General features: G+C 41.8%; 11 protein-coding genes. 7 read left to right on the top strand and 4 right to left on the bottom strand.

The window, feature by feature from the left end:
- Positions 1 to 59: 59 nt before the first annotated feature.
- Complete coding sequence (locus M3O96_RS02445) at positions 60 to 1,379, bottom strand: prolyl oligopeptidase family serine peptidase (protein WP_249718443.1); 1,320 nt, start codon at positions 1,377 to 1,379, stop codon at positions 60 to 62.
- 220 nt (positions 1,380 to 1,599) lie between these two features.
- On the opposite strand from M3O96_RS02445, the gene M3O96_RS02440 reads away from it, so the two are divergent.
- Positions 1,600 to 2,415 (top strand): helix-turn-helix domain-containing protein, encoded by an 816-nt coding sequence (locus M3O96_RS02440; protein ID WP_249718441.1) that lies wholly within the window; start codon positions 1,600 to 1,602, stop codon positions 2,413 to 2,415.
- Positions 2,416 to 2,473: 58 nt separating this feature from the next.
- On the opposite strand, the gene M3O96_RS02435 is transcribed toward M3O96_RS02440, so the two are convergent.
- From M3O96_RS02435 to M3O96_RS02425, 3 genes are all read right to left on the bottom strand, one after another.
- Positions 2,474 to 3,082, bottom strand: a complete 609-nt coding sequence (locus M3O96_RS02435) for an alpha-ketoglutarate-dependent dioxygenase AlkB family protein (RefSeq protein ID WP_249718601.1) — start codon at positions 3,080 to 3,082, stop codon at positions 2,474 to 2,476.
- 105 nt (positions 3,083 to 3,187) lie between these two features.
- On the bottom strand, positions 3,188 to 3,805 hold the full coding sequence (locus M3O96_RS02430; RefSeq protein ID WP_249718440.1) for a response regulator: 618 nt from the start codon (positions 3,803 to 3,805) through the stop codon (positions 3,188 to 3,190).
- Positions 3,802 to 5,757 (bottom strand): tetratricopeptide repeat-containing sensor histidine kinase, encoded by a 1,956-nt coding sequence (locus tag M3O96_RS02425; RefSeq protein ID WP_249718438.1) that lies wholly within the window; start codon positions 5,755 to 5,757, stop codon positions 3,802 to 3,804. Before M3O96_RS02425 ends, M3O96_RS02430 begins: the two co-directional genes overlap by 4 nt.
- Before the next feature lie 273 nt (positions 5,758 to 6,030).
- On the opposite strand from M3O96_RS02425, the gene M3O96_RS02420 reads away from it, so the two are divergent.
- From M3O96_RS02420 to M3O96_RS02395, 6 genes are all read left to right on the top strand, one after another.
- Positions 6,031 to 8,034 carry an FISUMP domain-containing protein gene (locus M3O96_RS02420; RefSeq protein WP_249718436.1) on the top strand — a complete coding sequence of 668 codons (2,004 nt, stop codon included), beginning with the start codon at positions 6,031 to 6,033 and terminating at the stop codon, positions 8,032 to 8,034.
- Between the two features lie 224 nt (positions 8,035 to 8,258).
- Positions 8,259 to 9,689 carry a hypothetical protein gene (locus tag M3O96_RS02415; RefSeq protein WP_249718434.1) on the top strand — a complete coding sequence of 477 codons (1,431 nt, stop codon included), beginning with the start codon at positions 8,259 to 8,261 and terminating at the stop codon, positions 9,687 to 9,689.
- A gap of 197 nt (positions 9,690 to 9,886) precedes the next feature.
- Complete coding sequence (locus tag M3O96_RS02410) at positions 9,887 to 10,153, top strand: hypothetical protein (RefSeq protein WP_249718432.1); 267 nt, start codon at positions 9,887 to 9,889, stop codon at positions 10,151 to 10,153.
- Positions 10,154 to 10,176: 23 nt separating this feature from the next.
- Positions 10,177 to 12,468 (top strand): tetratricopeptide repeat protein, encoded by a 2,292-nt coding sequence (locus M3O96_RS02405; protein ID WP_249718431.1) that lies wholly within the window; start codon positions 10,177 to 10,179, stop codon positions 12,466 to 12,468.
- 74 nt (positions 12,469 to 12,542) lie between these two features.
- A complete protein-coding gene (locus M3O96_RS02400) occupies positions 12,543 to 13,700 on the top strand; it encodes a hypothetical protein (RefSeq protein WP_249718429.1) in 1,158 nt (385 codons plus the stop codon).
- 226 nt (positions 13,701 to 13,926) lie between these two features.
- Complete coding sequence (locus M3O96_RS02395) at positions 13,927 to 14,514, top strand: hypothetical protein (RefSeq protein ID WP_249718427.1); 588 nt, start codon at positions 13,927 to 13,929, stop codon at positions 14,512 to 14,514.
- The last annotated feature ends 3 nt before the right edge of the window (positions 14,515 to 14,517 follow it).

The following is a 14,517-nucleotide window of genomic DNA, read 5'->3' as shown; positions in this document are numbered from 1 at the left end:
TAAATTGGCAATAAATATAAAGATCATTTTTAAAAACAGGACCGAGGAACTTCTTATCTCTACTTTTTCTTCTGCGCTGCGAGCCATTCCATGATGGTTACCGGGCGACCGTTGAGCATGACGGGAGAGCCGTCTAAGTCCGTTCTAGCTGTATTGGCATGGGAATAAATCCACGACCAATGTCCGTTGTATCGGTAATTTTCACCCCCATAAAATCCCGTGATGTCTGTCACGTTATCATAATAAGACAAAATCACATTTTTCGAGCCCGCTTGTTTCAGTCTTTGGTAAAGAGGAACGATTGTGTCATCCGGTTTGGTGGTCTCGTCATCTTTGGAATGGATAAACCACATCGGCACGTTTTTGATTTTCTGTACCTGTGCGTCACTTATAAACTCATTAGAGTAAGCCAACGCACTGATATATGCACCTGCAAAATAGTCCGGGTGCTCCAAAATGAGTTTGAGGGACATATAACCACCGTTGGAACAGCCCCCGACATATATTCTCTTCGTATCGATATTGGGGTTTTTGGAAACAAAGTCTTGGATCAAAGCGAATACGGCTTCGTTGAAGATGTCGTTGTCCTTACCGCGTGTCATGCCCTCTGCCGCCTGCATCCAAAAGCTGGAGGCTTGGGGTGCCAAAACATAGGCTCCGCCAAAAAGAACCTGAATTTCCGGTGAAGCATAATTGGCTGCCTTATTGCCTAGCAAAGCAGTGGTTGGGTCGTTGCCTCCTTCGCCACCGCCGTGTAGCCAAATGATCAGAGGAACTTTTGACTTGATGTTTTTGGGAGTAAAGGAAGCATAAGACATGCAAAGACCATCTCCGTATTGGAATGTTTTGGATAGATCATATTGGTCAACCAAGGGCATGATTTTGCCTTTAGAATTGTTCCAAACTTTCCCCGTTTTGCTGTGGAGGATGGTCATTTTGTAATCCACCCAATAGTTGGAGCCACGGTTGTTGATCCTTGTGTATTGGAAAGGCGATCCAAGTGGCATGACTGGACTGACGGCCAATATCAACGTGATGTGCCTGCCTTCTTCCAACCTACCACCATCTTCATCCGAAACATAAGCATAGACTACTGATCGGTTTCCGGAGGCACTTTCAGCCGGTATTTCGGCTCCTGCCAAACTCCGGGTAGCAAATACTTGGTATTCTGTGGCGTTTGCTTCCTTGACAGACTCTTCCAAGCTGAGGATGACTTTGTTCACAGCAGGACCCCAATCAAACCCTTCCACTACCCATTTGTAATCGCCCGGAGCAGAGGCGGTATTTATGTGATTTTCATTTGGATTGGCAGCCGTGGTTCCAAAAGAAATATGGCCAAGCAATGAAGCCAAGATGAGGAGAAAGTAAAATTTTTTCATATCGGGAAAATGGGTTTGGTTTGATCTTTAAAAGGTAAATCAAAGCATTGAGGTTGGATACGGGAATTACAGGAATGGAAGGATTGGGGATATGGTAAGAGCTAAGATTGTACAATTTATTTTCCTCCAAACAATCCTATATAAAGGCAGTTTTGCATTTGGCACAAAGATGTCGCATGTTTGGCGTTTGTGTTTAGGATAGGAAACAAGAAATTTGGTCGTGAATCTAGAAGAAAAAATCAAAACCCTTCGACTTGCCAAAGGATTGACGCATCAGGATCTTGCAGATCAAAGCGGTATTTCCCTGCGGACCATTCAAAGAATCGAATATGGGGAAGTCAAACCCAGCCTGTATTCTTTGAAGAAACTTTCCAAGGTATTAGAAGTTGATTTGAACGCTTTTTCGCAGGATTCCCAGAAAAAAACTGATGTTCCAAATTCTAAACTTCCCAAAACCATGAACGGCTTCTTTTACTCCTTTACCTTGTACCGAATTCCTATTCTAGGATCACTTGCACTCGTCGGATTGTCTATCGCAACATTTTTGCTTTGGCCAAACAGCAGAAATGAAAGTCAAACAGCCCAGAATTATGCTTTTGAAGTAGCCACGGTGAATTGCGGTTCTGAAACGGAGTGCGACATTGAAGTGACCAAAAAAGATGCTTTGGGCAATATTCTGTGGCAAAAAACCTACGGAGGAACAAGCTATGACAAAGCATCCGAAATCCTTCCCACCCAGGATGGCGGTTGCTTGGTGCTCGGTTCTACCAGTTCATTCGGCGCCGGCAATTATGACGTGTTGCTCCTCAATATCGATACCGCAGGTGAGCTCCTTTGGCAGAAGACTTATGGGGGATTTTTTAATGAATACGGAGAAAAGTTGGAAGTCGCTTCTGACGACAATGGCTATGTTATAGCCGGCACCCAACAGGCTTGCCCCGGTTCAAATGTATCAGCAGATTGCAGGGATTTCATTTGGACCTTTGAAGTAGATAGGGAAGGAGAAGAAAAGGGAGTGAAGCTTATGGGTGGATGAATCTTTGAAATATGCCATCAAAACCCAAAACCCCGGTTGATTTCACATTTTTTTTTCATTAACCAACAATCGTCCTGAAGGTCAGGTTGACCCTTGGTCTTTTGACCATTTTGGTGGGAGGCAAACGGTGGAGCCAATGTGTTTGGGTTTTGCCTGCCATCACAAGCAGGCTTCCGTGTTCAAGAATTAATTCCACTTTCTCGGCGGTTTCTTTGTGTTTGAAGGCAAATTTCCGCTCGGCTCCAAAACTTACCGAACCGATCGCACCGTCTTTTTTGAGGTCTGTTTCTCCGTCGCTATGCCAGGCCATGCCTTCCTCACCGGTATGGTAGAGGTTGAGCAGGCAGGAATTGAAAGTCTCCCCGGTTTCTTTTTCGATGGCTTCTTTAAGCATCAGCAGTTCCTTGGTCCAAGGCAAAGCGGTCTTGGTAGCATTGGAGTAAGTATACTCAAACTCCCGGTCTCCGTACCAGGCAACTTTACGCTTGGTGATGATCTTTTTCCCGAAAATGTGTGCCTCATCATTTTTCCAATCGATGGTATTCAGGAGAACCTCGTAGTAAAAATCAGCTTCTTTGGGATTGAAAATTTTCCCATAATAATTGACAATCCCTTCTTTGGGAAGCCAGTTTTTGGAGGGATTGGTAGCCGGTTCGAAGAGATTCAGATTCATTGTTGCAAGTTGGGGATAAAAAATTTAAATGATAAAACAACCCTTAAGGTTTTGGATTGAGCCATGTTTTTTAACGATCTTATTGAAAAGAGGAATTTCTTACAAAAACCCTCCTTTGCCGGCAAGATTGATCATCGCAGCTACATTTTTAGCTTCGAATTTCAGCATCAGATTTTTGCGGTGTGTGTCGACTGTGGTTGAACTTATAAAAAGATTGTCTGCTATTTCCTGATTGGTCATGCCTGAAGCTATCAATTCAAGAACTTCTTTTTCCCTCCGGGTCAACACGGGCAATTCTTTGTCATTTGGGTTTCTCAATGCCTGTGCAGCATCAAAACTCAGGTAAGATTTGAATGATTTGGCAGCCATAATCGCTTTCAATAACTCTTCTTTCCCGGCGTTTTTCAACACATATCCACTCGCCCCGTTTTCAATCATTTTTTCTACAAAACTCTTTTGGTCAAAGGTGCTCAATCCCAATATTCTGATACCGGGAAATTTAATTTTTACCATTTTACAAAGGTCAATTCCGGACATCCCTGGCATGCTGATATCCATAAGGATAACATCAGGTTCATGGTTTTGAAGAAAAGCAAGACAGGATTCTCCATTGGTAGCATGGCCCATCCATTCAATGTCATCTTCCTGCTGTAGAAGAGAACGTATTCCTTCAATAACCAAATAATGGTCGTCGACGATAAAGAGCCTTGTCTTCATGGTAATTCTACTTCGATATGAATGCTACTGCCCTTTCCCGGGGAAGAGTCCAAGGTAAATTTAGCATTGAGGTATTCCAATCGGCTTTTGATATTGGCCCAACCGATCCCATTGCTGAGCAGCATTTTGGAATGTTCAAATCCTTTTCCATCATCTTCCACATCCAACAAAATCAGGTTTCCGTTTTTGGTGAGCTGCACCAAAGTCTGCTTGGCCTCAGCATGCTTCAAAATGTTATTGACTAATTCCTGAATGATCCTGTAAAGCGAAATGGCTGTGGTCTGTTCGATTTCCTCTCCTTTAAGTCCGATGGAAATATACTTCAGTTGGACCACACCACTTTGGTTGATGCCTTCACAAAAATCCCTCAAAGCGGCATCCAAGCCGAATTTGATGAGATTTTCAGGCATCAGGTTATGTTCAACCCTTCTCATTTCCATGATAGAGGTGTCCAACATATCCAGACTCCTTTCAAAGAGCCTGGCATTCTCAGGAGTCAAAATCAGGTTGCCTTTCATGCTTTGAAATGAAAATTTTATTCCGGATAGCAGTCCTCCCAATCCGTCGTGGAGGTCTTTGGCCAGTCTGCTTCGCTCTTGTTCTTCTCCTTTTAAAACAGCCTCGGTGGCTGTAAGTTGTTTTTCTGTCTCCAATTCTTTGATCCGTTGGAGATGTAGGCTGTGCTTGTGTTGGTTTTTCCTTAGGATCAATAATCCAATCGCCATCAGGGAAGCTGCCAAAAGGACCAAAATCCAAATGACCATTCGCCGCTGTTGGTTGATAGCCAATTGTGCTGTATTTTCTGCTTCAAGCTTCAGGATTTGACTTTTTTGCTTTTCGGATTCGTATTTCTTTTCGATTTCCAAGGTCTTGCTTTGGACTTCCTCATTGATTAGCCGATCTGCCAAAATCGATGATTCTTTCATCGCCTGTCTTGCTTTGGGGATATCCTGAAGGGCAAAGTATACATTTGAGAGTTGTACGAGGGACTTTTGCCGTTCGAGCGGATATTCCGTTTCCGAAGCCATATCCACTGATTTTAAAACCAAATCCAAGGCTGAGGTAGTATTTTTAAGGTAAAGCTGAACAATACTCAAGCCTCTCAGTGCAATGATTTCCCCTTCTTCTGATTCAAGTTCCTGAAATATCTCCAAGGCTTGGGAATAGGAATGCTCCATTCTTAAATAGTTATCCGAAATTCCATAGGAATCCCCAAGATTCAGTAATGCGGTACCTTGCATATTGAAATCTTTGGTGGTTTTTCCGATCTCCAAGACTCGTTGGTATAAAGGAATAGCGTCGGATGTTTTTCCTAATTTGGAATATGAAAGTCCCAGATTATTCATCACCGTGCCAAGCATACGTTGGTCCCCTGTTTTTTCATAAAAATCCAGCGCTTCCAATCCAACTTCTATTGCCCGGTTGTGCAGTTTCAAATCAGAATACATTACTTGCAGAACGTTTAGAATAAAGCCTTTCATGCCATCATCCCCGATTTTCTCGAAAATCAGCTTTCCTTGCTGAAAATACTCTGAGGCAGTTTCATAGTCGGAAAGGTAACGATAGACCGAACCTGTATTGAGCATGGCTTTCGCCAGATTTACAGAATCCTTGATCTCTCGGGACAGCTCAACTGCCTTCAGGTTGTAATAAAGGGAGGAATCATAATCCCCTTGCACATTGAGCACGTAGGTATAATTGTGTGCAAATTTGATTTCTCCGGTTTGGTAGCCGATCTTTTTACTGAGATTCAATGCCTTTCGATAATAGCTTTTAGCCAGCTCAGGTTGGGAATTTTCGTATTGTTGACCGATGTGGATATATAAGTCTATCGTGGATATTTCCTCTTTGGCCTTCGGTAAAAGTTCTAGCAAGCTATCCAAGTCCATAACACTCTGCCCAAAAACAGATAGGGAAAAAAGGCATCCCATCATCAAGCACAATCTTTTCATAGCAGGTATCTGTTGCAGTCTAAAACCTTCCAATAATTTACTCCATTCTTTAATAATTTCTAAAAAAGAGTCTCCATTTATTTTTCAAACCTACCTTTTTCTAAAGTTTTTAATTATCCCTGTTTTACAGGATTTTTTTGATTGAAATATCCTGTTTTTACAGGATAGTTTAGATGCTCTTTTAAACTTAGTTTTGGGTGAACTTGTGTTAAAAATTATTTGATTAACATCAATCTTCATTATACAGGTATGAAAATAAAATTTATAGTTGTTATGATTTTCGTATTTACCGTTTTTTCAATCTCTGGTCTTTCGCAGACCAAAGAGCAGAAAAAGGATGAAACGTCTATTTCGGCCCAAGTTGCGGAAAGGACTTTGGCAACTAGCACTGTAACTGACATTAATCTTCTACCGGTTTATGATCTGGACAACAACAAATACACTGTTGTAAATATTGGCAAACAATACTGGCTTCAGCAAAACCTTAGAACATCACAATACAGAGATACAACAGCTATTCTAACGGGTTTGGATTCCATTGATTGGAAACAGACCACAGACGGAGCGTTTTCCTATTATGAAGACCTTTCGAAAAATGCGGATTCTTATGGATTACTGTACAATGGTTATGCTGTATCAACGGGGAAACTCTGCCCTGAAGGATGGCATATTCCTAGCGATGAAGAATGGAAGGAGTTGGAAACATTTCTGGGCGTTGGCAAAGATGAAATAGACCGTACTGGAGGCCGCAGCACACTTTCTGGACTTGTAAAATTTTCCGACTACTGGAAAGACAATACGGAGTCAATGGAGAACACATCCGGTTTTTCAGTTATCCCTGCGGGAACACGAAACGATTATGGTGATTTTATGGTGGCAGGTCAGTTTGCCGGATTCTGGACATCAACACCGTATGAAACAGCTGATAATTATTTATGGTATCGACACTTTTATTATAATACCTCCGAGTTTGGCAGAAACTATGTAATCAAAAACAATGGTTATTCCTGCAGATGTTTAAAAGACGTTATTGTTCAAATAGAAGATCTGATTTCTATCAAAAATGGACCTTCGGATAAAATTGCTGAGTTTGCAAATAAAGGAATCACGACCTCAAATAATCTTTCAGAAGATCTGACTAACATACAAATGTGTGTGGATTTTTTGCCTCAGGCCAACACTCCGCTCCCTTCACGGGTACAGGTCAATGGCAATAAATTCTACAAAATCAATCCCGATGGTACGGTTAGTAACGTAGCCACGCAGCAGCAGGGACTCACGGCATATTCAGAAAAAATGTGGACGCCGGGAGAAATCATAAAATATGCCATAATTGATTTTAACAGTAAGCAGGAATCACTCAAGGATACTGTGCAAAAATATGCAGGTATATGGGAGAATTATGCCAATGTGAATTTTGAGTTTACTGAAAAAGCCGATGAAGCACAGATTCGCATCGGTATGGAATCCGGATCATCGTGGTCGTGCATTGGGCGTGATGCCCTGCAGGTTGCTTCAAATGCCAAAACAATGAATTTTGGATGGCTTGGAAATGATGCCGAAGCAAACCAACGTGTGATCCTTCACGAATTTGGGCACGCTTTGGGCTTCGTCCATGAACACAACGGTCCTGACGCAAACATCAAATGGAAAAAGAATCTTGTTTATCAATATTACGCGCAGCCCCCAAATTTCTGGAGCAAAGATATAGTTGACCAAAATGTAATGTTCAAATACAGTCAAACCCTCACAAATTACTCCAATTACGACGAATACTCAATTATGCATTACCCGATTGATCCACGGTTAACAACGGATTATCGTGCGTATCCTTTCAAAGTTGGTCTTTCTCTCACGGATAAACAATATGCATCCATTTTTTATCCATTTCCCAATAACACTGTAGAAGGATTGCTGAAAACGGGGGATGATTGTGATGAAATTGATTTCAAAATTGAGTATGACGCAATTGACAGAAACAGGATTGAAGTGATACTGGCTCCCGGAATAAACAAGCATGGGAAATTAGTTGATTGGTGGAAGCAAATATCATTGCCGTTAAAAGGAGGAAGAACTTATCAGATTGAAATGGAAGGTGGAAAATCAGCGAACTTTTCAATTGAAAGGGAAAACTTGGATGATACAAATAGCTTCGGATTTGCAAAGGCAAAAATGTTCGGTGTACATACCGAACTAGCATATAAATGGAATATTCTGAAAGCCATTCCCGGAGGAACCCGTATTACGCTCACCTGGAGAAACGACAGTTGTTTGTAAATCAGTTTTATCAACATGGAAAACATCGCTGTGGTAGAATGTGCTGATTCGGGAGGAACCACAATTGTTCAGTTACATGCAGCGCGAATTGGATGGGACTTACTATTCTTATACAAAAAAGGGAGAGCGATCGGTTTCCGGTAAAAATGGCTGGGATGGGGAATCGGGAACCCTGTAGAACAATTTCTTAACCTCTGAGAATTGCTTAAACAAAAAGATAAATTATGAAAAAGTTCTTTTACCTGCTCATCATTTTGGCAATCCCTGAAATGCTTTTTGCTCAAAAAAATGTGATATCAGCCACCCGAATTCCTGTCTTGAACCTTTCCCTTCCGGATGGTACCAAACAGGATAAGCGATTTCTTATCACAGTGGCCGCAGCTACACTGTTAGAGACAGAGGTTCATGATCCCAATATCAAGCTTACGGAGGTTGAGGTTTACTATCTTCCATCTGTTGCTAAGTCGGGATTTGATGGAGATGTGCTATTCGACGATCTGGAGAAATCCGGTTTTAAAATTGTTCCTACACAAGATGAAAAAATGGCTTGGTTGATGAAAGGGGCCACCACCTTTCTGATTTATTTCTCGATGGATAAATCTGAATCCAGTTTTTATTTAGCCAAGTCCAATATGCCTCCCAAAGCTCAAAATCAAATAACTACTGCACCTTCACAGGCACCAAACTCACAGGAAGGCTCTATGACTATTTATGAACATATTCCACCTTTGCCACCAGCTCGAACATCTACAACTCTAGGTTCCGTTCCGACTCAGCCTCAAACTTCAACACAAACTGCCCCAGAGGAAAATCCTTCAACTCCTGCTAACACTTTTTCTGGCTATCAATTCACCACCAGCAATTTTGATGATGGCTGGGTGGCAAGTATTGAACCGGATTGGGTGTTGGTGCAAAAGGGAGATTCGAAAGTCTATCTGTTTTTTGTGCTTCCTTATCGTACCGAAAATTTTGACGGAACAGGGGTAATGGATCGGGATTATTACTGGGACAACCACATTGCTCCGCTTTTCAAAACGAGCTCCAAAACCTATCAGGATGCGGGGGAGTTCATCAGCTCCATGCAACCCAAATACGTTGAGGGTTGGGGTGCAGATCCACAAACTGGTCAGAAACGATTTATTGGAATGTTTCTTACCGTTTCCCCCAATGCAGCTATGCTGGCAGTTGCAAGTTCTACTGATGAAGCTAGTCTAAGGCAGACCTTCCCCAAAGCTGCTGACCGATGGGACTCAGACCTTGTTAGGATGAGCAGCTACAACAAGTTTGCCGTGGGGCCCAATGACCTGAATGGCACTTGGCAAAGTGGCGGTTCTCAAATGACCCAATGGTATAACTCAGTGACCGGAGCGTATGCAGGAGCCACATTTGCTTCCTCTAGTGCGACTTTTTCTTTTTCCGGCAATGCTTATTCCAGTATCCACAATGGTGCAACCGGGACTGTAGGAGCTGTGAATACCTTCCAACAAGAATACAAAGGAAACTCAACAATTTCCAACTGGAATATCACTATGACCAATCGCTACCAAGGTAAAACCCAACAGTTTGAAGCACATTTTCAAGCGGTGAGAGGTGGGCGGTTGCTTTATCTAAATGATCGGTCAGGTGGGGAATATACCCTTGTGAAGATCAATTAGTATTTTCGTTGAAATCACGTTTTAAGGAGAATATACATTGCCCTTAGAACAAAAACTAAAACCAAACCTTGGGATATATTATGAATCAGCAGGTAGGGCAGTATCTGAAAATCCCCTTTTTACAGGATATCGGATATTGTTGAGATCACCTAGCTTTCCCTGATAAATAGATGTTCACCCATCCAACTTTCGATATTATGAAAAATCTGACTTTTGTTGGTTTAATGCTCTCTTCAGGGCTATTCATATTTGGTCCCGGTAAAGTATCAGCCCAAGATAAACCTCCCACCAAAGCAGAACTCGAAAAAATGATGAAAGAACTCGATACCGATTCAGTAGGCAGAATTTATACCATTGTAACCAACGGCTATTCCTTCCGCTGTGTCAAGGATCCTGTGAAAATCTCTCCTAAAGATGCAGGAATTAATCATAATATTTTCACTCTTGAATTGAATCCGATATGAAAAAAGAACTGATTTTACATTCTATGAAAACATTTCTCATGGTATGTTCCATGTTTATGGTCACCCTTTATGCCCATGGACAAGTAAAGGAAGAGAAAAAAGCTCCGTTAAAAGGGTTGGGTTCAAAACTGAAGGAGAAAACGATTCCTGCGGTACTCGGGCCGAAAGCTTCTGGAGAAAAACCTAACAACTCAAAAGAAAAACAGTCCGAAAGTGAAGAGGAGAAAGGCGAGGATGACCCCGAGGAAGTAAAATTTGATGAAGACGAGGATGATCCAGACAAAATGATGGAAAAAATGATCCGCAATCTGGGGCACGATCCTGAAGATGTAAAGCGGATGTCGGATGAAACAGGCCCTGACGTCGATGCGAGGACTATTCCTGAACCCGAGCCGAAGATAGTTGCAGGGATAAAGCCTACACCTCTGAGTGAAGCCGAACTTCTAAATTATCTAAAATCCTTCGACACTGGAGCCGATCAGGCCTTAAGTGACAAGGCAAGAGAACAAGTCTTCCCACACCTAAACAAGGGAGAAGAAACCAAGGAAGTAGGGTACATGCTCTGGCTGACAGGGCAACAGGAAGCAGCGTCATACCTGATGCTGAAAGCTGCTCTCGCTAATACGGAGGATGAACTTTTATTGAGCAACCTGGCATCTGTCATTACCATGGCAGGATATGCAGATAAAAGCATTCCGATTCTTGAATACCTAAAAAGCAATAACCCACAAAGCTCCATTGTAAACAATAACTTGGGACAGGCATGGCTAAGCTTAGGGAGGATTGACAAAGCTAAACCCTTACTCTTACAGGCTTTAAGCGAATATGACCAACACCCCGAAGCCAATCGTAGTCTGGCTCGAATAGCTCAAAAAGAGGGTAATACTGCTCAGGCAAAAATTTATCTTGAAAATGCCCTGAAAGGTGGATTCTCTCAGGAATCCTATTTTGAACTAAGAGACCTGACTGGAAGTAGAAGTGATGGTATGGTAGAAAGCATCAAGATTAACCATAAACGATACTTAAAAGAAATTGCTGTCACCAAACGATTTACCATGCCATCCGTACCAATTTCCATTGAAGCGGCAATAACAAGGGAAGGCGAGATTGAGGATTTTTTCCACGGGATCAAACTAACCACCGAGGATATTTCCAGGAAAGTACCTCCATCGGAAGGTAAACTCTTTTTGAACCACCAAAAGGTTACAGGACAAATGGCCGTAAATAACCGTAATATGAACAGCCTAGAGGATATTCAAAAACAGTATAGTCTTGCTGCACAAATCTGGAATCCATATAAAATCCAAGCTCAGGAGATACTGATGAGAGAATTGGACGACTCTTATGCCAGCAGTTTCAACAAAAGGATGGATAAGTTGAAACAATTCAGGGATGGGCAGATAAAAGCGATGGAGGACTCATTTGTTCCTGAACTTGGGAAAATAGGCGAAATCCGCAAACGAATATCAATATTGGAAGACGATGGTAGTCATGATGGAGGTGCAGAAATTGATGCTCTCGAATTACAATTTTGTGCTATGAAAAAGAAATTGGAAGAATTACGAGTAGAGAAATCAGCCACCATTAACAATGCCTATGTTCACGAAATGGAATCCCTTGCTTTTCAAAAATTACAGGAGCAAACCTATTGGTACACCCTCTTTTTTCTACCTCAGGATCCGACAGATTTCAACTACCACCTATATGCTGAATACCTGAGTATCCTTGCAAGTATGAAGAGTCATTATCCATACCCTGTTCCGACACCATACACTGGAAACGGGTGTGAAATAAAATTTCTGGAGCTTGTCACTCCCAAAGGGAAAATGTCGAAATGGGAGGATACCCATTGTATCACTCATTGGGATCTTGATTTTCAGCTTGTGAAGAGCAAGTTTACCTGCAAAGAGGTAACCATAAGTGCTAAAGCATATGGATTTGAATTTGGAGGGGGCCAAAAATATGATCCTTCCACTTTGGAGACGGTGGAACATTCGGTCTTTTTCGGAGGGAAAATCGGGAAGAGAAATGAGGGCGTTGGGAAAACCCTTGCTGTCCAAGCTGGTGCTGGGTTAGTGACCACCATAAAATTCGATGGTAATTGGAACATTATAGATATGGTTGTAAAAGGGACGGTCGGAGCAGAACTTGGGTTGAAAGTTCCCAAATCAACCGACCCCGACGATAGTGGATTGGATTTCCGTCAGGCAGCCTCCATCGGTGTATCGCAAAGCTATGAATTATCCATCGTGAGTGGGTTCAGAGGGGCTGGGCCGAAGGTATCAACCGTGGGAAATATTTTCAACCGTTTGTAATTTAAACCCATCAATTTTGGCTTTTCAAGATGAGGATTGGTAGTGAAATCTGTGAATTAAAAACGATAATTTCGATGAAAATGAAATCTCAAAACATTCATAAAGTCAGCATACTTCTGGGATCGATTCTGTTTGTACTTGTGTTTAACTCATTTGGGCAGACAGCTTCACCTTGTCCTACCGACAACCTGAACAATTACCCTGGTACATGGAAACATTTCAGCGGGTACTCCGCACCTGGTCACCTGAAAGCAGAACCAGGCAGTTATGATAAGACCGCTGCCGACGCCAACCTGCAAAAGCTTTTGGACCTTGCCAAAAAAGCTTACCCCAAACCAATGGGGGGTAATGCTAATTTTACCAAGCATCTGGATTTTTCCAATGTATATGATTACCTGCCTTTTGGGCACAAGCTCTACATAGGACATCCAGGATTTGTATGTACCGTCGGAGATAAAGTAACCGAAACCTTTGAAACAGGTGTTTATCTTGGTTTTCATATTAACAACTATGGGCCATTTGTTTTCCCTGTAAACGCACCGGAGGTACCCGGAACGGAACAATTGATAGGAGTCATCGATGAGTCCGATATATTTTATGGGATCAATGGTAAGAGGGTTTTCCTTATCCATGAGAATTTTGTCAGCAGCAATGGATGGATGGACCACTACACTGAAAAAATCTACCAGGACGAAATACCAAGACAACAATGGTACATTATCAGAAGAGAAAATACCCCGCTCTTCAGCTATGTGACACGTAAGGAATACCTCACACAGTTCCGGGAAGAAATCAAAACTTATACGGATATATACATGAGACATGTAGCGGATGAGTACAAAAAGTATCCGGAAAGTTATAGGCAGACATACGATGGCCTTGATGATTATAGGAAAAGAGTACAAAACGCCATAAGGCTAGTGGATGATTATTTGCTTAATAAAAGCGAAGATGAGCTGGGTAAACCACTTTCAGAACTGATACATTTTGAGGTTCTCCTTTATTCTGAAGATACAGATTTAAAATTTCGCGAAGACCGCTTTCACCTTGCATTTTTTAATGAAGAATACCTGGATAAAAAATTACCCCTTCATATTCCGCAGTTTATCATTGTCGAACTTTCCGCTCCCGCACATGATAAATCCGGTTCGGATGCTTGGAAATATAATTTCAGAAATAAAATGATGGAGGGTTTAGACTTTAAGGCTATCCACGATATGCTAGTAAAATGAATTTGAGAGTTACATTTTATAGCCAAATATCCAAAGCATGAAAATCAAACTGACTTGATGGTAGCTTTTACTTTTCGGAGGGTCATTACTTTGCGATTTATGATAAGACTAACCAAAAAATCCTGCTTTTACAGGATGCCGAGGCTTTTGCTTTCATTCTATTTTTGAGAATGCTCATAAATCCACAAGCTTGGAGACTGATGAGCCAATAAAATTCTTAACTGCTATGGTCAAAAATATGTGGATTTTCACTTTGGTTTCTATGTTCTTTTGGAACAATGTAGCCGGACAACAATTTGAAAAATATCAAGGCGTAACTTACAGTCCTCCTGACGGATGGATAAGGGATGAAGGTCTTGGGTATTTGGTATTCACCAAGGGTAATCCTTCTACAGAGGAATTTGGGAGGATATTGCTTTACAAAGAAAAACCCTCCTCAGGATTTCTTGACATTGATTTCGAAGAAGACTGGAAAGCTTTGATTGTTCCGGAGTATCAGCCCAAAGAACCCAAGGATTCCTCCAAAACATCCTTTAAGTCCAAATGGAATGCTATGATTGGGGCCGCTCCGGGTTTGTATGAAAACCAAAATCAGGTAGTGGTTTTGGTCACTATTTCGAATGGCCTTAGAAAAATCAGTTATGTGTTTGTGACCAACACCCTCTCATTCGAAAAAGAATTGGAGGAATTTGGAAGTTCATTGGTATTTGGGTCTGTACCCCTCAAGACGACAATACCACCACAAAACATGGTGAAGAGCCCAAGTGCTTGGGTGCAAATTGATAAAAATGTTGTTGACAAGAATCTACTTTGATGA

The organism is Aquiflexum sp. TKW24L (assembly GCF_023502205.1).
GTDB lineage: Bacteria > Bacteroidota > Bacteroidia > Cytophagales > Cyclobacteriaceae > Cognataquiflexum.
The sequence above is the reverse complement of the archived record's forward strand: the minus strand, read 5'-3'. Positions and strand labels throughout refer to the sequence as shown.